General features: G+C 41.7%; 20 protein-coding genes and 1 other RNA gene. 6 read left to right on the forward strand and 15 right to left on the reverse strand.

What is annotated here, in order from left to right; all coding sequences use genetic code 11:
- Positions 1-334 precede the first annotated feature (334 nt).
- A complete protein-coding gene (locus PN447_RS12595) occupies positions 335-1600 on the forward strand; it encodes an HhoA/HhoB/HtrA family serine endopeptidase (RefSeq protein WP_271763391.1) in 1266 nt (421 codons plus the stop codon).
- Between the two features lie 133 nt (positions 1601-1733).
- Here PN447_RS12595 and PN447_RS12600 read toward each other — a convergent pair whose 3' ends face one another.
- The 3 genes from PN447_RS12600 to PN447_RS12610 form a co-directional block, all read right to left on the reverse strand.
- Positions 1734-1901, reverse strand: a complete 168-nt coding sequence (locus tag PN447_RS12600; RefSeq protein ID WP_271763392.1) for a ribbon-helix-helix protein, CopG family — start codon at positions 1899-1901, stop codon at positions 1734-1736.
- A gap of 354 nt (positions 1902-2255) precedes the next feature.
- Positions 2256-2627: a TSUP family transporter gene (locus tag PN447_RS12605; protein WP_271763393.1), complete on the reverse strand. Its 372-nt coding sequence runs from the start codon at positions 2625-2627 to the stop codon at positions 2256-2258.
- Positions 2628-2639: 12 nt separating this feature from the next.
- Positions 2640-3116, reverse strand: a complete 477-nt coding sequence (locus tag PN447_RS12610) for an acetamidase/formamidase family protein (RefSeq protein ID WP_271763394.1) — start codon at positions 3114-3116, stop codon at positions 2640-2642.
- A gap of 541 nt (positions 3117-3657) precedes the next feature.
- Between PN447_RS12610 and PN447_RS12615 the strand changes: the two genes are divergently transcribed.
- Positions 3658-5307 (forward strand): MBL fold metallo-hydrolase, encoded by a 1650-nt coding sequence (locus PN447_RS12615; RefSeq protein WP_271763395.1) that lies wholly within the window; start codon positions 3658-3660, stop codon positions 5305-5307.
- A 174-nt stretch (positions 5308-5481) separates the two neighbouring features.
- On the opposite strand, the gene PN447_RS12620 is transcribed toward PN447_RS12615, so the two are convergent.
- Together PN447_RS12620 and PN447_RS12625 are read right to left on the reverse strand one after the other, a co-directional pair.
- Entirely contained in the window at positions 5482-5793 is a 312-nt protein-coding gene (locus PN447_RS12620; RefSeq protein ID WP_271733154.1) for a DUF6679 family protein, read from the reverse strand.
- A gap of 550 nt (positions 5794-6343) precedes the next feature.
- Positions 6344-7129, reverse strand: a complete 786-nt coding sequence (locus tag PN447_RS12625; RefSeq protein WP_271763396.1) for a Nif3-like dinuclear metal center hexameric protein — start codon at positions 7127-7129, stop codon at positions 6344-6346.
- 175 nt (positions 7130-7304) lie between these two features.
- On the opposite strand from PN447_RS12625, the gene PN447_RS12630 reads away from it, so the two are divergent.
- Positions 7305-7988 carry a DUF1997 domain-containing protein gene (locus PN447_RS12630; RefSeq protein WP_271763397.1) on the forward strand — a complete coding sequence of 228 codons (684 nt, stop codon included), beginning with the start codon at positions 7305-7307 and terminating at the stop codon, positions 7986-7988.
- Between the two features lie 48 nt (positions 7989-8036).
- Here PN447_RS12630 and PN447_RS12635 read toward each other — a convergent pair whose 3' ends face one another.
- Positions 8037-8507, reverse strand: a complete 471-nt coding sequence (locus PN447_RS12635; RefSeq protein ID WP_271763398.1) for a DUF4079 domain-containing protein — start codon at positions 8505-8507, stop codon at positions 8037-8039.
- 187 nt (positions 8508-8694) lie between these two features.
- Here PN447_RS12635 and PN447_RS12640 point away from each other — a divergent pair, with 187 nt between their 5' ends.
- On the forward strand, positions 8695-9972 hold the full coding sequence (locus PN447_RS12640) for an ankyrin repeat domain-containing protein (RefSeq protein ID WP_271763399.1): 1278 nt from the start codon (positions 8695-8697) through the stop codon (positions 9970-9972).
- Positions 9973-10309: 337 nt separating this feature from the next.
- On the forward strand, positions 10310-10771 hold the full coding sequence (locus tag PN447_RS12645; RefSeq protein WP_442867097.1) for a cobalamin biosynthesis protein: 462 nt from the start codon (positions 10310-10312) through the stop codon (positions 10769-10771).
- A 67-nt stretch (positions 10772-10838) separates the two neighbouring features.
- On the opposite strand, the gene PN447_RS12650 is transcribed toward PN447_RS12645, so the two are convergent.
- From PN447_RS12650 to PN447_RS12685, 8 genes are all read right to left on the reverse strand, one after another.
- Positions 10839-10970: a hypothetical protein gene (locus PN447_RS12650; RefSeq protein ID WP_271763400.1), complete on the reverse strand. Its 132-nt coding sequence runs from the start codon at positions 10968-10970 to the stop codon at positions 10839-10841.
- On the reverse strand, positions 10970-11323 hold the full coding sequence (locus tag PN447_RS12655; RefSeq protein ID WP_271733145.1) for a phage holin family protein: 354 nt from the start codon (positions 11321-11323) through the stop codon (positions 10970-10972). The genes PN447_RS12650 and PN447_RS12655 overlap by 1 nt, the downstream gene beginning before the upstream one ends.
- Before the next feature lie 20 nt (positions 11324-11343).
- Positions 11344-12120: a peptidoglycan-binding domain-containing protein gene (locus PN447_RS12660; RefSeq protein WP_271763401.1), complete on the reverse strand. Its 777-nt coding sequence runs from the start codon at positions 12118-12120 to the stop codon at positions 11344-11346.
- 84 nt (positions 12121-12204) lie between these two features.
- Complete coding sequence (locus tag PN447_RS12665; RefSeq protein ID WP_271763402.1) at positions 12205-13488, reverse strand: M16 family metallopeptidase; 1284 nt, start codon at positions 13486-13488, stop codon at positions 12205-12207.
- A 53-nt stretch (positions 13489-13541) separates the two neighbouring features.
- A complete protein-coding gene (locus PN447_RS12670; RefSeq protein ID WP_271763403.1) occupies positions 13542-14813 on the reverse strand; it encodes a M16 family metallopeptidase in 1272 nt (423 codons plus the stop codon).
- A gap of 138 nt (positions 14814-14951) precedes the next feature.
- Positions 14952-15135: non-coding RNA, 6S RNA (gene ssrS / locus PN447_RS12675), on the reverse strand.
- A gap of 181 nt (positions 15136-15316) precedes the next feature.
- A complete protein-coding gene (locus tag PN447_RS12680) occupies positions 15317-16471 on the reverse strand; it encodes a 5-(carboxyamino)imidazole ribonucleotide synthase (protein ID WP_271763408.1) in 1155 nt (384 codons plus the stop codon).
- Positions 16468-17010, reverse strand: a complete 543-nt coding sequence (locus tag PN447_RS12685) for a pentapeptide repeat-containing protein (protein WP_442867096.1) — start codon at positions 17008-17010, stop codon at positions 16468-16470. The genes PN447_RS12680 and PN447_RS12685 overlap by 4 nt, the downstream gene beginning before the upstream one ends.
- A gap of 589 nt (positions 17011-17599) precedes the next feature.
- Between PN447_RS12685 and PN447_RS12690 the strand changes: the two genes are divergently transcribed.
- Positions 17600-17920 carry a hypothetical protein gene (locus PN447_RS12690; RefSeq protein ID WP_271763404.1) on the forward strand — a complete coding sequence of 107 codons (321 nt, stop codon included), beginning with the start codon at positions 17600-17602 and terminating at the stop codon, positions 17918-17920.
- Between the two features lie 84 nt (positions 17921-18004).
- On the opposite strand, the gene PN447_RS12695 is transcribed toward PN447_RS12690, so the two are convergent.
- The gene (locus PN447_RS12695) at positions 18005-19366 is read right to left on the reverse strand and encodes a hypothetical protein (RefSeq protein WP_271763405.1); all 1362 of its coding nucleotides are present in this window, start codon (positions 19364-19366) and stop codon (positions 18005-18007) included.
- Positions 19367-19624: the final 258 nt, after the last annotated feature.

Raw genomic sequence — 19624 nt, forward strand, 5'->3', positions numbered from 1 at the left:
ACCCTTGCACCTAGGGGGTAGGATTCACACCTACATGAACACACAGTTATAAGAATCTGGTTTTCACCAGCCTTACCTTCCGTCCCTGAGCATTTCTACTCATTTAGGAAGAACGAATCGCACCTGCTTAAATAAATTATATCCTAAACCTTGCGGGCTAGGATTTTATCCAGCGTAGCAACATCAGTTTAGAATCCCCTAGGTTTCAACCGGGGGAGAAGTCAAATTTGTATAGGTGACTTATATTCGCAATTAAGTAAAACATTTGCAACAAAAGCTTCAAAAATAATATCTACATTATTAGTAATACATCTGAATATTTTGACAGCCAGCCATGAATAAGCAAGTACATGATGAAGATTCTCCGTTAAATATCATTTCAGCCGAACAAACTCATACCAAGTACCAAAATCAAGTGCCATGGAAAAAGGTAGTTACTTCTTTATCATTGGTGCTACTGGGATCAGGGATGACATTCGCCGGTGGTTATGTAGCTGCAAACCCTCAGCAAATATCTGAGAGGACATCAAACCTAGCAGTAAGTCGAGTCAATGCTGCCATCCCATCACCAACTGCGGGGGGTTCCAACTTCATTACCCAGGTAGTGCAGAAGGTAGGGCCTGCTGTAGTGAGAATTGAAGCATCTCGAACAGTCACCAACCGCTTACCTGCCGCATTTAACGATCCATTTTTCCGCCAATTCTTCGGTTCTCAACTACCAGAACAACAAAACCGCGTAGAGCGAGGTACTGGTTCCGGTTTTCTCATCAGTAAAGATGGTAGTATTCTCACCAATGCTCATGTAGTAGCTGGTGCGGATACCGTGAGAGTTATACTTAAGGATGGGCGGAGCTTTGAAGGTAAAGTTTTGGGAAGGGACGAATTAACAGATGTCGCTGTTGTCAAAATTGAGTCTAAGAATCTGCCGACTGTAGAACTGGGAAACTCAGAGCAACTGCAACCAGGGGAATGGGCGATCGCCATTGGTAATCCATTAGGATTAGATAATACCGTCACCACAGGCATCATTAGCGCCACCGGTCGCAGCAGTAATCAAATTGGCGCACCTGATAAGCGAGTGGAATTTATTCAAACCGATGCAGCCATTAATCCTGGTAACTCCGGTGGACCGTTGTTAAATGCCCGTGGTCAGGTAATTGGGATGAACACAGCCATTATCCAAAGAGCTCAAGGACTAGGTTTTGCCATTCCGATTAACACAGCCCAAAGGATTGCAAAGCAACTAATTAGCGCAGGTAAGGTAGAGCATCCTTATCTAGGAATTCAGATGGTAGACTTAACACCTCAAATCAAAGAACGCCTAAACTCAGACCCCAATAGCGCTGTGATGGTAAATGAAGATAAAGGTGTATTAATTATGCGCGTCATGCCTAACTCACCCGCTGCTAAAGCCGGCTTACGTGCAGGGGATGTCATCCAACAACTCAACGGTAAATCAGTCACAGAAGCCAGCAGTATCCAGAAAGCAGTGGAAAATGCTCAAGTTGGGGGAGATGTGCGCTTAGGATTGCGGCGCAATGGGCAAAATATTAACTTAGCCGTGCGAACTGGTGCTTTCCCCACTCAAGCAGCGCAATAAATAGCTGCCTTAGCGCAGGGGGGTACTGCTCATTGCGGAGTCAGTTTCAAACCCTACTCGTTACGGCAATAAAAGCACCAAAGCCCATCAGCAACAGCCTGAAAATCCCAGAAATTTTCAGTCTGTTGCCTCCTTAAGGGGCGGGATGAATGGGTCGCGACTTTAGCCGCCGTCTTAGACCTCTAACCAGTTCCCGTAAAATGTCTGTTTGAGTTCTACCTTCTTGCTCGCAATATTCTTTAAGCAATTCCTTTTCCTCTTGCGTTAAACGAAAAGTTATAAAAATTTCAGGTTTAGGCATAGTTAAGATACTGGCTTTTGTGGTATTTTAATTATAGTGGTTAGGGTATTCAACCACTTAAAAAACCCAGAGCCGAGAGTCATCTCACCTTGAAAAATCAAGATATTGGGTTCTACATGCATAATGCTTGTGTAAGTAAAATCTCCCAGCGCCAAGTCCCAGAAAACCAAAGTTTTATTGCTTGAAACAGCACGGTAGGACATAGGGTATCTGGGTTTTGAGCAGGAGCAAAAAGCTTGCGGACAAAACCACATCTGGCATGGAAGGGTAACCAACTATGGTAAGTGGACTGGATGAAACAAGAATCCCATCGGCTTTAGCTGTGGGAGTGTCAATGACTATTCATGATTGCTACTAAGTTCCCACTAAATATCTCATAGCAAGGAGTAGTAAAAAAATCCCATATAACTTCTTGATGATCTCACCGCTAATAAACGGCTGATTGGCAAATAATGCTCCAAATAAATTACCAACTATGAGTCCAATGGCGACAATTGCAGCATATTTAAGATTCATGTTGCCGTTGCGATAGTACACTATTGCCCCTAAAATGCCAATGGGCAAAATTTGAGCAGCAATAGAAGTACCAGTGGCAAATTTTTGATCTAGACCAACCAATAACACCATAGCTGGTACCATAATTGCACCACCCCCCAGACCGAACATACCACCAGTTAAACCAGCAACTAAACCAATGGTCAACATTTGAACAACTATATTAGACATATTGATGAATTTCTATAAATTGATATGATTAGAGATGATTGACTTGGGTGACATACCGTGAACACCTTTGTGGGGACTATTAACAACTTGACTAATGTGAAAACTTACAGCTAAACTACATAGAACATAAGCATCTTCTGGGGACAACTTGGCCAACCGTTCTAGAAAATCGATCATGTTTTTTAAGGCTAGTTCTAAGGCTGCATCTAAAGTTGAAGCATAACCCATGGTAGTAATATCAGTTGGTGTCTCAGCCATTAGTAAATGTGATCCCCCCGCTACTTGGCCTTCTGGGGGTAAATTTTCACAGATATTGAGAAATTCTGGTGTCAGAAATTGCGGTGGTGCTTTCTCGTAAACGTAATAACCAGTGCAAGTTTCTAGGTCTATGGTATCGCCACGGTCAACAGTGAGGACTGGTGGAAGTAAATTAGAAAAACCACCAAGATGTACAGTTTCTGTAGTGGGTTTTAAAATGTGATTAGTCATCTCAACATTGATTTTAATTTATGTGTTAATATTTAACGTATCAATATATATAGCAATTTTCTGCAATACGGGAACTGGAAAAAGATTTTTTCTTTATTAAAATTTATCCCATGTGGATATCTGGCTGATGATATGGATGAACAAGTGACAAAAAAAGTTATATAATCTCAGTAATTGCAGTAAATTTACTTATGGATCAATCCTTAAAAGCATAGTAAAGATTTTCTGGTGATTCAGCCGGATTTCCCAAGCATTCTATTACCATAAAAAAGTCTTTAGTGAGGAACAGCAAACAAATGGATGTGAAGCTGATTTTAGTGGGATTGACAGTTATATTCACTTTTGCGTGCCTGTTCTTTGGCACTAAGAATGGCTTTTATGATTCAGAAAACTATCATGGTAATGGCTCTGCACATTAAGAATAATATCTAAAGGCAAAATGAACGGGTGAGTTGGGCTACCCTTCGGCTATGGATAAACCATGCAGGCTAGGCATCCGGGGAGTTGCAAACCCAAATATGAGGTCAGAGGGGAGGAGACCATGAGGGATAATCTGTGGGCATCCTCTCGCGTTGATGCTCAGGAGAAGGCTAACGATTTAGACTGTTTGCCCTATAGTGTCCAGCATCATGATGAGGGTGTTTGTTTATTAGTACGAATGGGTCCACACCGGATTCTACTAGATTGTGGATTAGAAGACACTTCATCGTTACTCACCTCTTCAGCTAAGTCGGCAATCCCTGCGGATTTAGTGTTGGTCAGTCATGCCCACCCAGACCACGCCCGAGGATTGCTAGACTTACATCAAGCTTTCCCTCTGTTACCTATCTATGCCAGTGAGGTAACAACCAAGTTACTACCGTTAAATTGGCTAGACCAAGATACCAAGGCAATTCCTCAGTTCTGTCATGCCTTACCGTTGCGATCGCCTGTGGAAATCCAAGAAGGTCTGGTAGTGGAATTATTTCCTGCCGGACACTTACCGGGAGCAGTAGTAATTCTGCTCACATACACAACAAAGGAGCGCTCTTATAAATTACTGTATACGGGGGATTATTTCTTATCAAACTCACGCCTGGTGGAAGGTTTACGTTTAGAAGAGTTACGGGGATTAGACTTAAATGTATTGATTATTGAAGGCACTTATGGCACATCCCGTCATCCCCACCGTCGCAACCAGGAAAATCAATTGGCGGAGCGGATTAATCGGGCGATCGCCGATGGTCATTCTGTGCTTCTTCCCACACCGGCTTTAGGTTTGGGTCAAGAATTGTTGATGCTGTTACGTTCTCATCATCACTTCACCGGACGAAATATAGATATTTGGGTGGATGGTGCGGTGGCTACTGGTTGCGATGCTTACCTGGAAATACTGCCCCACTTACCTCCATCAGTGCAGAACTTTGCTCGCCATCAACCCTTGTTCTGGGATGATCGAGTGCGTCCCCGAGTCCGGCGTTTGCAGCCAGAACATCGGGCTACTGTGGGTAAGTCTCCCTGTATTGTCCTGACTGACTCTACAGCTAATTTAAACCAATACTGCCAAAGGGAAACAGGCCCTTGGATGATTCTGTTACCGGAAAAGATTGATATAAAACTTAATACAAAATATTCAGCACCCACCAAGGACGAAACTTATCTTCTGTCCCAGCATAGTGACGGGTCTGGGACTACTCAACTAATTCATAATTTGCGTCCCCAGCACGTTGTTTTTGTGCATGGTTCGCCGACATACTTAGCAGATTTGACTGGCTTGGAAGAACTACAAAACCGTTATCATGTCCATTCTCCATCTGCTGGTACTTTTGTAGAACTGCCAATTGGCGACACATTTTTACAACCAGCACCCCCAGAAACCAATTATGAAGGGGAACTTACAGAATTAGGAACAGTCATTAGTGTGACCTTACCCGATGCGATTACACATGATCCCCGTTGGCAACAGTTTGCCGATACTGGTTTAATAGAAGCTCGTTGGCAGGGTGAAGAACTGGTATTGCGAGGATTGTCTGCTAGAGAAGTACTGCACCAAAATAGCGATCGCCAGGCTTGGTGTGATATAGATTGTTGTGGCACTTGCCGACACCAAAGAGGACAAAGGTGTTGGAATCCCGCATCTGTGTTACATAACTTCAAAGTGAGTCTTGAGGGATATTGTCCTGCTTTTGAACCGTTGGCTAATATCTCCTAAAATCTACCAGTGTAGAAATGCCTAATAGTTCTTGTCTTTATCAATGTAAAACCTTTATACGCTCTATACTATAGGACTAGAGCCAACAGAATACAAACTTTAGCTTGTATCCCCCGTTGGGAAAACGGGGGGTTTACGCATCACGTTTGGTAACATTGAAGAATCATTGCGTCTCTACTCAGGATTAGATTCGGGAGAATGTTTATGGATACGCTCTGATTCGGGACAATCTTCTGTCATCAGAAACTCTATATTACCCCGTGGTACTGAGGCTAACTTTTGGCTTACAGAGCCAATGCTTTCTAAACGAACCATCTCCTCCCAGGCGCAAACCTCGTCTTCCTCGTCTGTTTCATACCGTAGAGTCACTAAGTCCCCCTCTATATCGAGGATGCGGGCGCGTTCAATCCAGCGTTGCTGGTCCCGCAAGAATACACATACCTCGCGCCCGTCGCAACACAGTTGATAGATCTTGCGGTGTAGCATGTACTGCTTCTACCTTTTTAAACAACGTAGTTAAACCTGTGAAATTTGGGTTTTACCGTCTGACAGAACCTACTACAATCTACCGATGTAAAAATGCGTAATAGTTCTTATCTTGATAAAGGTATAACCTTTAATGGTGCAACGGCTGCACTCCTTATCCCTTTGGCCGCATCAGCATTAAGGGAGAATTTTCTGACAATTCGCCAGTAACTATTGAGATCTCCATAGCAATTTTCTCCAATACCTAAATTCTCCTAACCAAGCTAATATTTTCCGGTGAGTATCTCTTGAGTTATGTAAGAAAGAATACTCCAAATTAAGCGGTGAACGCGGTTGTTTGATTTGCTTACTTGTAGTAGTTGGCATTGGTGGGAAATCCAGGAACTTTGCTTTATATTTATCCCTATGTATTTGATCTTAACTCATTATCTTGTCCACCTTAATGCTTTTCTACAACAATTGGCAAACAGTTTTAATTTGAGGCTGTGAAAACTTCCAGGTGGGTGTGCATCATACCCGATATTTCCTCAAACAATGATGGACCGAAATACTATAAAAACTGACGAAAGTCCTCATCCTGGAGGCTTAATTGCACCCAGTCTAGATTTAAGGAGAGAAATCGTTGCACTAAGCGATCGCACGCCGGGCGTTCAGTAGCATAATGTCCCGCATCAATTAGAATAAGATTGCGATCGCGACTTTCCTGGAACTGATGGAACTTACAATCAGCAGTCAGATAAACTTGAGCATGAGTTTTCACTACAGCCGAAATAAAACTAGCCCCGGAACCTCCTAATACTGCGACCCGGTAAATAGTTTGTTGTAAGTCAGCAGTTGGCGAGAAAATCAAATGAGGAGGAGCGAGTCGAGTTTGAATAGTAGCGAGTAACGCCTGTAAAGTCAGACATGGCTGGAGTAACCCAACACGCCCGTAGCCTAATCCTGGTTGTGTCGCTACTATAGGAGTGGCTTCGTGCAACTCTAGAATTTGAGCTAAAACATCGGCAGTTCCATCTTGTACTTGATCAAAATTTGTATGCGCGGTGTAAATGCCAATATTGTACCTAAAAGCTAATCTTGCTATTTCCGCTATGGCCTCACCACTACATAAAGATTTGGGAGGACTAAAAATCAGAGGATGATGGGCAAAAATCAGATTAGCATTCAAAGCGATCGCTTCTTGCATTACAGCCAAAGTCGGTGTTAAACAAACCAACACACGGGCTTTTTGATCTAACACCCCCGGTTCAATTTGCCAACCGCAATTATCCCAACTTTCACACCAAGTCGGATTTGCCCATGCTTCAAACCAAGTAATTAAATCAGCAATGTTCACAAAAATACAATCCTGGGAAACTAACTATGTTAAATTCAGTTCTTTAACATTAGTGATTTCATGAAGTTTATGACAGATTCTGGAGTTTTCAGCCACAATGGTAATACTAAACCATACCAGTAACTTGGTAACTCTGAATTGGTAGACAAAGGCTAATTTATAGGGGAACATATTGATGCTTTCGACAAACGGCGAATATCAATCTTGGGATATAAAAGAAACAGTTCTGCCAGTAGCTTCAAGTTTAACAGAATCTGAGGATACACTTACACAAACCACCCCAGGGGCGTTTACTAAGTTTTTAGGTCATTATAGCGACTCAATGGTAATGAATAGCCCAGCCCATAAAGTTGCCGAGTACCTGGAAACTCATGGTGCATGGTTTTCCCGTTGTGCTGAACCAATGAAAGTAGAACCGTTGAGTGAAAATGCTTATGCTTTAATTATTGGTCGCTTTGGCTCTTTTGGTTATCACGTAGAGCCAAAAGTTGGTTTAGAACTGTTACCTCCAGACCAGGGAATATACAGGATTCGCACAATTCCTGTTCCTGACTACCATCCGCCTGGCTATGATGTAGACTATCAGGCATCGCTACAGTTAGTAGAAAATGCTTATAATGACTCACCTAATGGTTTGACTCAGATCACACGAGTGGAATGGGAATTAGATTTAATGGTTAATCTTCACTTTCCCAAATTTATTCAACGCTTACCCCGGTCTTTAGTCAAATCTACAGGCGATCGCCTACTTAACCAAATTGTCCGTCAAGTCTCCCTGCGCCTAACTCGCAGAGTCCAGGAAGACTTTCATCAATCCCTAGGAATTCCCTTTCCTGGTAATTCTCATCCCAGCCGATAAGTTCAAACTCATTAGCCAATAGTTATACTATTGGCTAATGGCTAAAGACTAAGCATTACTAAGAATTCTCTGGACAATTTGCACGCCAGTAATAGCCTGCCATGTAAAAAGCCCTAAAAGCCCAAAATTGAGGGTAATATGAGTTATACGCGCCCAATTGGCTCCTTTTTGCATAAAAGGAGATAAAGCAGCTGATAACGCAATTAGACTTGTCATTCCCAGTCCAGCTAATAAATGCGGACCTACGAATAACTTACCATTATTGATGTAGGTAACGGCCATACCACCAATAGCACCTGTTACCATTAAAGCTAAAAGTACAGACCCTACTTGGTAGTGTTTTATGTTGTATTTACCTTTAATCAGTTCTTTCTTTACATCTCCTTGAGCGCTTCTGGTACGCTGTACTTGCAGCCCCAGATAAGCAGCATACAGGGATAGTGCTAATAACCCCCACATGGTTAGCGGGTGGAAAAAGTTTAGCCAATATTTCACTTCCGGTGACAGTTCCAAATTCATGGTGTTCTCCCCCAATGCTTAAATCTTCATAAAAGTTAGCATAACTCTAATTTCTGTACTTCAAGTTGCCAGGAGTGAAATATATTGCCTTCTTTTTCAGTTTGCCTCTTGCCAAAGTGGTTAAACAATTTCAGACTAAATTGGGGGACTAGATTCACAAAAACTGCCGGGGTGCGTGATATTGATTATGGAAAATAAGGATGTATTGCTGCTAAAGTCGGCTAAAAGTGGCGATATTAGGCATCTGTGTCAGCTGTTAGCTACCGGTGCTCAGGTTGACGTTAGCGATGACCATGGTACTACACCATTAATGTTTGCTGCCAATTCAGGTTACACCGAAATTGTGCGATCGCTATTAGATGCTGGAGCAAATATTAACCTACGCAGAAAACGCTATGGTTTGACGGCCTTGATGTTCGCTGCTAGTAGTCATCAACTGGACATTGTGCAGCTTTTGCTCTCTAGAGGTGCCGATGTCAATGCGATTAATGAAGATGGTAGTACAGCTTTAATGGCAGCTACAGTTAAGGGTGATGTTAATATCATGCAGGTCTTATTAGCTGCTGGCGCCGAGGTAAATATCACAGACCAAGATCATGATACTGCTTTAAAATTAGCTGTTAGATCCTCTAACACAGCCGCAACAAGACTATTAACACAAAATGGTGCAGATGTCAATATCCAAGACCCAGAAGGTGAGACACTTTTGATGATGTCCGCTGACCTAGGAGATTTGGAAGTTGTGCATGCATTGCTAGCGGCTGGATCTGATGTGAATCAGGAAAATGAACATGGTGGTACTGCGTTATCAGCAGCAGTAGCAGCAGGACACACTGCGATCGCCTCTGCTTTACTAGATCAAGGTGCCGAAATTAATCTTCAAGATCAAGACGGTGAAACTCCCCTACACCTAGCCGTTGTAGAAGGTTACATTGATGTGGTGCAACTGTTACTAAACCGAGGTGCAGACCCCCAAATCAGAAATCATCTGGGTGATACACCAATACTTGTAGCCGCATTCCAAGGACATAGCCAAATTATTGACATATTATTGTGTTCTAGTCAAAAAATCAATAGTGCAAGTCTAGGTATACCCTTGATATTAGCAATATCCCAAGGAGATGTGGAAACAGTAAAACTGTTACTAGACCACGGTGCTGATGCTAATAGTCTAGGAAATGATAGCAAAACAGCTTTAATTAAGGCAGCAGAACATAACTACACAGAAATAATGCAGTTGTTGCTGGCTAAAGGTGCAAATGTAAATTTTCAGGACTTAGCAGGAGCCACAGCATTGATGTGGGCTGTTTCTCGGGAATATGGAGAGGCTGTACAGATACTACTGCAAGCAGGGGCAGATATAAATCTGAAAAATCGGGGCGGTTATACGGCTTTGATGATTGCGGAATTTAATGGGTATCAGAATATAGCCCAGAGTCTCGAAAAATCCGGCGCACAAAAATAGAGTTTTGTTTAAATCACCGGTAACAGATGCAGTATAGACTTATTATTCCTTTGGTAATGTAGCAACTGCATCTATTCTCCTAGGAAGTATTAATAATTAACAAAACTGACTTTGTTAATAATTAACAAAGTCAGAAATACTTGGAACACTAAAGTATAACAGGCAAAATGTTTCTACTTTCGCGTTTCCTACTGTGCTAGATAGGCTAAATATATAAGATTTAATCATGAATAACAGTATTATAAAGATCCGTTTCGTGGTATAATCCAGTCTGCCAATTTTATAGTTGATCCCCGTGGATATTTTACAGACATCCTCCACTCTGAAGATAGACCCAATAATTGGCACAATTATTCAACAGCAACATTTGCCCAATTTATGGGTAGGAATTGGTTGTCAGAAGGGTATTTCGTCGCGTTTGATAGCAACAGCAATACAACAAGTATTTGCAAAAAATCAACTCCGGGAAAATACCATTGCTGGTCTTGCTACCATCGATACTAAAGCCTCAGAAGTTGGTTTAATAGAACTGTGTCATATTTGCAATTTTCCCTTAAAACTCTTTCCGTCCAATATTTTGTCTACTGTATCTGTCCCTCACCCTAGCAAAATCGCCGCCAAAACAGTGGGAACTTCGAGCGTAGCTGAGGCTGCAGCTATTCTTGCAGCCTCTTGTATTACCCCACCTTTCACTAGAAAAGAAGAGTTAGAAATTAGATTATTAGTTCCTAAACAAGTTTTTCGGTTAGAGTCCGAACCAGGGTCGGTAACGCTAGCTGTGGCGACTAATGATCGTTGACCGGAAATAATGGGATACAGAACAATGTCCTTCTAGGTGGGCTTTTCTTGATTCTTAATATCTCTTTTCAAACTTTTAGCAGCAAACCTCCCAGAGAAATAGCAAAATAACTAGGACTCCATAAAGCTTCTTTATTGGGTTTCTTATGGCCAGCTTGGCCGTATCGACGAATGGAAACCCGTTTTAAAATAGCAGACACTACAAAATTACCCTGAGAAAATAGCTAATTAAGCTAGAAACAATAGTTAAGACAATCGAACCGACTAAAGCAGGCCAGAAACCTTGAATTTCAAAACCATAACCGGGGGTGAGGTTACTTGCTAGCCAAAGAGTTAAGGCATTAATCACAAAGGTAAACAAACCAAAGGTGAGTAAGGTAATAGGAAACGCCAAAATGTTTAAAACTGGTCGAATAAAAGCATTGACTAATCCGATTACCGCTACAGCCACCAGGGATGCGACAAAATCCCTGACGAATAACCCCGGGACAATATTAGCGGTGATCAGCAAAGCCACCGCAGTAACCAGCCAAGTTAGCAAAAAATGTCTCATTGCTTTTTCCTAGAATTTAACTATCTTCGTAATAGTGCTTCCCAGGTAGCACCACCTACCACACCATCAGCCTCCAGACCATAGTGTTGTTGTGCAGATTTTACTGCTGCTGCCGTCATTATGCCAAAATCTCCATCCACATCGCCAGCGAAAAAACCTAGCTGTTTGAGTTGTTTTTGCAACTGTCTAACTGCTGAATTACGCATTCCTGGACGTAAAATTGGCAATCCTTGGGAGGTATATTGAACGCCAGGTATTGCGCCTGGGGGTGGTGAGGCTGGTATGGGCTGAGTAGAATTAATAACTGTGCTGGTGGGTAGAATCTGGTTGGTAATGGGAAAATTTGGCCTCAAGTTGGATGACGGCTGATTTCCCGGGACTGTTGGTATAACTATTGGCTCCAGGGGGAATAGTCTTTGCCAAGTAATAGGGTCAACAATGCCATCTGGAATCAATTCAACTGCTCGTTTGAATTGAGAAACGGCGGTGGCTGTCCGCTCTGTGTAAATACCATCCACTGCACCTGAGTAGAAGCCTAAAAGTTTTAGAGCCGCCTGTAGTTCTGTAACTTGTTCTCCTTGACTACCAAGTTTGAGGGTAGGACGGCTAATTACAACTCTATTTGTTGCTTGAGCAATTTTTGTGCTAACCACAACTGCGCTGACTGTATCCGAGGTAAACAGTAACAAGGTAGATGAACACAGCAGTAAATAATAAAACTTATTTTTGTTCAAGCCACGAAATGCTTTTAGTGACTCAAAGTAGTTCCAGATACTTGTTGTCAGCCTCACTTGCATGGACTATATTCCCAGAAAGTTATGACGGTAATATTATACTTCCTTCTGTTCAAAAAACAGGTGACACAAAAGGAATTGTACCAGTTAACACTCGGCACTGGGAAATACAGTCTTAATTGCTGTCTCTTGACCAACTACAGATATATAAGGTTGCTGTAAATATTTACATGCAGAAGCGATCGCATCCTGAACACTCACAGATAGAATTAATTCTTGAAAATGTTGATCAAAATCCAGACCTAAACCCAGTGTTTCATACCAGCCATAGATTTGGGCAATTTGTCCGTTAGTTTGTTTACCCAAAGCGTACTGCCCCAAAATTTTGTTTTTAGCTGCTTGCAGGTCACTTTCTGATATTTCTGTTTTACAGAGTAAATCTACTTCTGTACGTAGTCCTTCCAGAGCAATGCTGGTATTTTCTGCGGCTGTACCCATATAGACTACAAATGACCCCCGATACAACCTTGTGGGATAAAATGCCGAGACTTCGTAGGCTAAACCCCGTTTTTCCCGTAATTCCACAAACAAGCGACTAGAAAGCCCATTACCTAGGTAAGTAGACAGCAATTTTAATGGGGGGTAGTCTGGACAACTTACTGATGATCCCAAGTAACCCAACATAACTATGGATTGCTGTGTTTCTAAAGGCTGTATTCGATGCTGGGGTTCTCGGTTAATTTCTGGTAAGTTGAGTAATGGGATGTCCTGTCCAGGAACTTCCCAATCGCCAAATACTTGTTGTACTAGTGTTAGAGCATCTGCTAAGGTGACTCGCCCTGCAATACTAATAACTAGATTATCGGGACGGAAATATGTTTGGTGATAGTCTACTAAGTCAGCACGTGATAAGCTGCTCATTGTGGTTTCATCTCCTAAGACTGACATAGCATAGGGATGGTTTTGATAGACCACCTGGCGCATTTGGCTAAAGGCAATGGTAAATGGCTGTTCTTTTTGAGAGCGAATATTTTGCAGTGCTAAACGCTTTTCTAGTTCTACTTGGGATTCGGGAAATGTAGGCGATCGCAACATTCGCCCAGCCAATGCTAAGATATCAGAGAAATCTGATGTTACTGTCTTCAAAGACAACAAAAAATAATCTGTAGCCGCATCAGCACTCAAGCTTGCTCCCACAGACTCTACTTTTTCAGCAACTTCCCAGCTTGAAAGTCCGTCACATCCCTTTGTCATCACTGCTGAGACCAAATAGGCTAATCCCGCTTGCTCTCGCTTTTCGCAACAACTACCAGCACGGACAAACATCCGCGCAGCTACAATATCCGCAGCAGGATTTTCTGTCACTATGACTACAATACCGTTATTCAATACAGTGCGGTGAACAGGAGAGGCAGATAGGCAAGGTTTCACAATTATTAGGTATTAATTATTGGTAGGTGGTTAGTTGTTTGCGAGTGGGGATGCTAATTAGCAACCGGTTTAAGTATAGTAACTGCATAATTATCAGGTGAAAGTAACTGTTTAGCTAATTTTTGCAGTTCTTGAGTATTAAATGATTGAATATGCTGAGGATATGCTACTGCCAATTCAGCTTGGGCAATAGTGTTGTAGTATCCATAAAGACCTGTCAACTGATTTGGTGTTTCCGTAGAAAAAGCGTATTCATTACAAACCAGCCTACGTATGCGGGCGAGTTCCCGCTCGCTAATTCCCATGGTTTGCAAATCATTTAAATGACGCAGAATCAGATTTTCCACCTGATATAGGTTTTCCACTTTCAAAAAAGCAGTAATGGTAAATAAACTCGATTCTCTTTGTAAGGAGAAATTACAATAAATTTCCTGGACTAATTGCAATTCTTCTCGTAAATGATGCACCAGTCGCGAAGTGCGGCCTTCTGAGAGTAACACTGCCAATAAATCTAAACCATAGACTGTGTGCAGTTCCTTGACTCCCGGCACAACCCACGCCATAATTAGGCGGGCTTGTTCTAGACGTGGTGAACAGATTTCTTGCCGCTGAATTCCGGTGATTACTGGTTCTACTATTTCTTCAGCTTGTGGACAGTCCAATGGTGGCGCAAATTCAGCAAATGATTTATTTACGAGTTCCCAGGCTGGCTGTTGAGAAATTCCCCCCACAACTACTACTGTCATGTTTTGCGGTTGGTAGTGTGCGCGATGAAAACAACGCATGGCTGCTGGTGAGTGTTGCATTAGTTCTAACTCACTACCTAGGACTGAACGCCCGTAAGGATGGTTTTGGTAGATGCTTTGATTGAGGGCTTGGAATCCTATCGCATCGGGATCATCATTGCAGGAGCGAATTTCTTCGAGCACCACATCCCGTTCTCGGATAAATTCATCATCTGGGATCGCGGCATTAATGAGCAGTTCTCCCAAGTGCGGCAGAGTATCTTCTACGTAAGAAGCGGCTGTGGTTAGGGTGTAGTGAGCATAATCATAACTTGTGGCGGCATTACTCACACCACCCCTGGTTTCAATGTGGTGATCAAAAATTCCTGGGGCTAGTCTCGCAGTCCCTTTAAAAATCATGTGTTCTAAAAAATGAGCCATACCGTACCACGGTTTTGGCTCCACTATTGCTCCGGCTCGCACCCAAACGTCAGCCACAACTACAGGGGTAGTAGTAAGTTCCTGATGGATCAGTGTTAGACCATTATCTAGTCGGATAACCGAGGCTGGAAAAACGTTATGCTTTAGTTCTTGTAACAAGTTTTTGTAGGTTTAATCACAATTTAAGATAATTTTTACTATTCTAACTCTGAATGATAGCTAAATCAGAATCAAATTATACAGATTTATAAAATTAAAGCCCCTAAGTTTTTGCTAACTTGAGGAGCTAATAATTTTAAGTTCACCGCGACGCCGTTTTACCTAAGTTTATGACCTGGTTTAACCAGGTGGGTGCCGACGTTCTTCGTTTTAAGTTTCCAGGTACATGCCCGGTTTACTGCCACGAGACTTGTTAGCTTCCCTTTTCTTTAAAGACATAGATCAAAAAACTTGATGGCAGTCACCAACGTCGTAGTGCAACTAAATTATTATAGCCTTCTCAAACAGATTGTGTGTTGAGTATGAAAATTTTCTCGTGAATTTGACTGGGAGCCTGAGTAGTGGGATGGACAAATATATCTTTCACCAGCTTTGTCAGTTTTTACCCCTGCAGGGGGAACTACAGACTGCTCCAGTGTGAGATTTGTCTATATTTGTGAGATTTAAACTAAATACCAGATAGATTCTATATTTTGGGCTATATTAATCATGCTATCTCTGTTTTTATCATCTAATAACACTGTGACGTGTCCGAGTTTGCGCCCAGGACGTGATTCTGTTTTCCCGTACCAGTGAACGAAAGCTTGGGGAATCTCGGCTAACTTTTGGCGCTGGGTTTGGTAGTCGCTGCTGGAAATTTCATACCCCAGCAGGTTGACCATGACGGCACTAGCACAATGTAAATCAGGATTGCCCAAAGGTAAACCACAAACTGCTCTCAAGTGCTGTTCAAACTGAGATGTTTCACAAGCGTCTAAAGAGAAATGCCCAGAATTATGGGTACGAGGGGCAATTTCATTGACCAAGACGTTACCTGTGGGGGTGAGAAATAGTTCAATCCCAAAAACTCCCACTACTTCCAAGTTATTTAAGAGAGTATGGGCGATCGCTTCTATTTCTGCTGCTTGGTTGGGTGTAATATCAGCTGGTGCAATCACTCGCCGACATACCTGTTGCTCTTGTTGGGTTTCTACCACTGGGTAAGTCACAACCTCACCTTCTGTGGAACGAGCCGCAATTATTGCTAATTCTCGTTCAAAGGGGACAAATTCTTCTATTAAAAATAGAGGTTGACTTAAATCTTTAGTTGTGATAATAGAATTTAGCTTTTGCTCCAAAGATGCTAAATCATTAATAATGAAAGTCCCTTGACCATCATAACCATGCCGTCGGGATTTTAAAACAAGAGGAAAACCCAGGTGTGCTGTTTGAGACGAGAGATTGTCTAGTTGTTCGAGAGCGAAAAATCGGGGGACAGGTAATCCCAAATCTTGTAAGTAGCAGCGTTGATCATATTTATCTAAAAGAGGCCTTAAGGCTTCTAACCTCGGGCGAAAACAAACACCTTGGTTTTGGATTAAAGATAAGGAATCCAAATCAACAAATTCATTTTCAAATGTGATGACATCAGTCTTTTGTGCTAAAAGCTCTGTGGAAATAGCATCATCAACTGATGCCAAAACAACATCCTCAGCCGTGGAAACCGCAGGATCATTAAGACTCGGAGTTTGCACTACCAATTCTAATCCTAATTTTTTGGACGCACCCCCCATCATCCAGGCCAGTTGTCCACCACCAATTATACCAACACGCTTCATCGACATCCCAGAGAATAACTAGTTTCTATGCCAGTTTTAGAGTTTACACCACTGGCTTTGTGACACAGTTCTTTAATTTGCGCTCTATCCAAAATTGCATCTGTGAAATCCGCACTATTGATATTCACATCAGTAAAGGTGGAGCGTAACAAAAGAGCTTCTGTAAAAATGGCATCGCTTAAATCCGCCCCTGTTAAGTTTACCTGATCCACCATAGCATTAGTTAAATCGGCTCCGTGAAGATTGGCTTGAGTCATCACCGAAGCACTCATCACGGCTCCTCGTAAGTCAGCACCTTCAAAGTTAGCTAATTCCATATTGGCGTTAGAGAACTCAGCCGCTTGTAAAGTTTGTCCTGAAAAATCACGTCTGGCTAATTCTGCATTACTAAATGACATGGGATGAGTCCAATCTGCCCTGGCTGGTGGGGAAGCTTGGCAAAATAGTATAATGCCTAGAATCAATGCTAATCCTTGCTTCCAAAATATATTGGGTAACTGTTTTGAGTCTCTAACTAATATTGAAAAGTCTTTAATCATCTTTGAGCTTGCCGGATAGAATTTTTTGTAATAATCTGCTCAGGGATCAAAAATACTGTTATTACCTGCCATAAGCATATAGGCGATCGCACTCCCCCAGCCTATTGTTCAGTAATTTAATACCAATGGATAGCAGAACAACTCGCAAAATTATCACCCATTTTAATTTTCTTACCATATTTTTAGGCTATATTTTGCACTACATATAATCGAGTCTGTGAGAATTATTAGCCATCCAACACCATATTCATAGGATAACCTAAATAGTTGGATAACTTAATCAGCGATCGCCCCAGTACCGACCTGTGAGTTAGCTGAGTTATTTACAATTCTTGATATTAGCTTATATAAGTAAAGTTTATTGTATTTTGAGTGCCACAGGTAGGAGAGACTGTTAATCTTTTAATGTGAGTAGTTAAGCAATTCTTGTTTGTCCTAAATAGCTAGATCGCTTTACATCTAGGGTTCTATATCTGGGGTATTTCCTTGGAGTTCATAATCATTGGTTAACTATTCAGCAAATCTGTCAGCAACTTATATTTATTTACCAACTACACAAATTCTACAAGTCTTAATTACCAACAAGATTATGACTCATTACTCTGTTGATTGGATTGAAGCATGGTGCGAAGAAAATGGCTGGACAGAATTATTTGTCGAGCGGCGCAACAGCTATTGGGCTTTTCCTCCTGGCGGGGTAATGCCAGAACCCATTCCCAATCATGTACTCAACTTGATTAAAGCTGAAAGGGGCTTCACTGTTGAGGAGAAAGTATGGTCAGCATCGGCAGTAATTGGTACAATTGTAGCCATATTTTCCACATTTATATTTAAGTGTCCTATGCCCTTAGTGTTGGCGTTCGCTTTTAACGCCGTCACTGTAGCTCAGTTGGAAATTGAATACGACTAAATATCCAGTCCTTGCATATTAAGTGGGGTATTGGGTAGCATTACGAATAGTAGTTTGCTTAGAGTGATGAACTACGCATTATTGCTACCCTGACTGAAAACCCTTTGTTGACTTCTTTGGTCTCTTAACTTTGAGTTGAGATTTGTTAACTTCTGTTAGGGCTTCTTGAAATAAATTGTGCAAATGTATAGGCACACTGGCGACTTCTGGCAAATCTGGCTCTATAGGTTTATCGAATTCCTGTAAAAGTGAATCCAATTCGTTTAGCAGGTTAAAATCTGGACGTTGGAGAAAACCTTGCAATACCTCCTCCAGTTTATTTGGATACTTTTGGGCTAAACGATACCAGATAAAAGCATTAATACTTTTATCTTCCAAATAGTAGCGAATTAGTGTGTGATTACCTTCAATATCTTGCCGATCTTCATGTGAGAGAATTGCTTGCATTCTCGTATATGTTGGTAAAAACATTTGTCCCCAGCGCGGATGGGAAAGAACAGTAACCTGTTTTGCTTTCCTCAGTTCGGCAGGTAAATTAACCCTGGGCATAACTATTTTACTATTGCCGTAGGGATTCTTACCTTTAAATATCTGACGAACTACATTAGAGTCTGCACCAACTTCTTTTGCAGCGGTTTGTATTTCCTCTTCGCTAATACCTGCTTCTGCTACCATTTCCGCTAGAGATTTGGAAGCATCAATTCCTGCTACAGCCAAATGTTTCTGACTAATTAATTCTTGAAATTCGGCAATTTTTTTATTCAGTTGATATCCCGGCAATGTAATTTCATCACCGCCAAAAAAGTCTACAAACTGCTGATGATATTGTACTACTGACTGCCAAGCTTCTTCTAGTAAGTCAGGAGCATCGCTATAAAGATGATTTTTATAGTTTTCTTTGAAATTACCAATTGCTACAGCGAGTTTTGGGTTACCTAATTTCCCCATAAGTATATAGGGGCTGGAAAATGTCCAGCAAGTATTGTTAACGGGAAAAATACGAGTTAGTAATATTTCCCCCGCTTTCAACCGAGATAATCCTTGTATGGTTTGAGTATCGCTTGGCTTGACAATGTACTGCTTATCTGTAAGCCAATTCCTGAACTCAAACCCATCTGGTAAAACATTAGTGACGGCAAATAAGCCAATAAAACTATGATGCCAGTTCTGGATTAAACTGCGCAGACTTAAGCCCTCGTAGATATAGCCGTCTGATAAATCCTGACGGTTTTCAATAAACAAATCTAATGGTGACTTATCGGCAATTTTTCCTTCTACAAGAAAGCTATCAATGATGAATTCTTGCTGAATAGTATCTCCAGTACCTCGGCGCAAATGTGCGGCTGCATAAGTTTCTAATGCTTGTGCTAGTTCTCCCTCTGCACCCAAGACAAAATCAACTAAGGCTTGTTTTAATTTGTGGGTTTGTTCTAATATGGCATCCACAACTGTATTTTTTTTAGCTGTAACAACTGCATTTTAGGTTCTTTCATATAGTTGTAGCATCTAGCGGTCGCTAGATTGTATTATCAGGTACTCTGCCTCAAGAAATAAGCCAAGAGAAAAAAAACAAAAGCCCCTTCAATAGTAGAAGAGGCTCTTATTTATGGTGTTTAAAAAATAAACCTGGCATCGAGCTATTTTTGCGGAGGGCTACCCCTCAACTATCGTGGCCGCTGCAGCGTTTCACCTCTGAGTTCGGGA

This window comes from Anabaena sp. CS-542/02 (assembly GCF_028331085.1).
Taxonomy (GTDB): domain Bacteria; phylum Cyanobacteriota; class Cyanobacteriia; order Cyanobacteriales; family Nostocaceae; genus Anabaenopsis; species Anabaenopsis arnoldii.

What these genes read in the sequence shown, in the direction of transcription:
- PN447_RS12595 (WP_271763391.1), top strand. Translation starts at nt 335, where the DNA reads ATGAATAAGCAAGTACATGATGAAGATTCTCCGTTAAATATCATTTCA.
- PN447_RS12600 (WP_271763392.1), bottom strand. Translation starts at nt 1,901, where the DNA reads ATGCCTAAACCTGAAATTTTTATAACTTTTCGTTTAACGCAAGAGGAA.
- PN447_RS12605 (WP_271763393.1), bottom strand. Translation starts at nt 2,627, where the DNA reads ATGTCTAATATAGTTGTTCAAATGTTGACCATTGGTTTAGTTGCTGGT.
- PN447_RS12610 (WP_271763394.1), bottom strand. Translation starts at nt 3,116, where the DNA reads ATGACTAATCACATTTTAAAACCCACTACAGAAACTGTACATCTTGGT.
- PN447_RS12615 (WP_271763395.1), top strand. Translation starts at nt 3,658, where the DNA reads ATGAGGGATAATCTGTGGGCATCCTCTCGCGTTGATGCTCAGGAGAAG.
- PN447_RS12620 (WP_271733154.1), bottom strand. Translation starts at nt 5,793, where the DNA reads ATGCTACACCGCAAGATCTATCAACTGTGTTGCGACGGGCGCGAGGTA.
- PN447_RS12630 (WP_271763397.1), top strand. Translation starts at nt 7,305, where the DNA reads ATGCTTTCGACAAACGGCGAATATCAATCTTGGGATATAAAAGAAACA.
- PN447_RS12635 (WP_271763398.1), bottom strand. Translation starts at nt 8,507, where the DNA reads ATGAATTTGGAACTGTCACCGGAAGTGAAATATTGGCTAAACTTTTTC.
- PN447_RS12640 (WP_271763399.1), top strand. Translation starts at nt 8,695, where the DNA reads ATGGAAAATAAGGATGTATTGCTGCTAAAGTCGGCTAAAAGTGGCGAT.
- PN447_RS12655 (WP_271733145.1), bottom strand. Translation starts at nt 11,323, where the DNA reads ATGAGACATTTTTTGCTAACTTGGCTGGTTACTGCGGTGGCTTTGCTG.
- PN447_RS12660 (WP_271763401.1), bottom strand. Translation starts at nt 12,120, where the DNA reads ATGCAAGTGAGGCTGACAACAAGTATCTGGAACTACTTTGAGTCACTA.
- PN447_RS12680 (WP_271763408.1), bottom strand. Translation starts at nt 16,471, where the DNA reads ATGAAGCGTGTTGGTATAATTGGTGGTGGACAACTGGCCTGGATGATG.
- PN447_RS12685 (WP_442867096.1), bottom strand. Translation starts at nt 17,010, where the DNA reads ATGATTAAAGACTTTTCAATATTAGTTAGAGACTCAAAACAGTTACCC.
- PN447_RS12690 (WP_271763404.1), top strand. Translation starts at nt 17,600, where the DNA reads ATGACTCATTACTCTGTTGATTGGATTGAAGCATGGTGCGAAGAAAAT.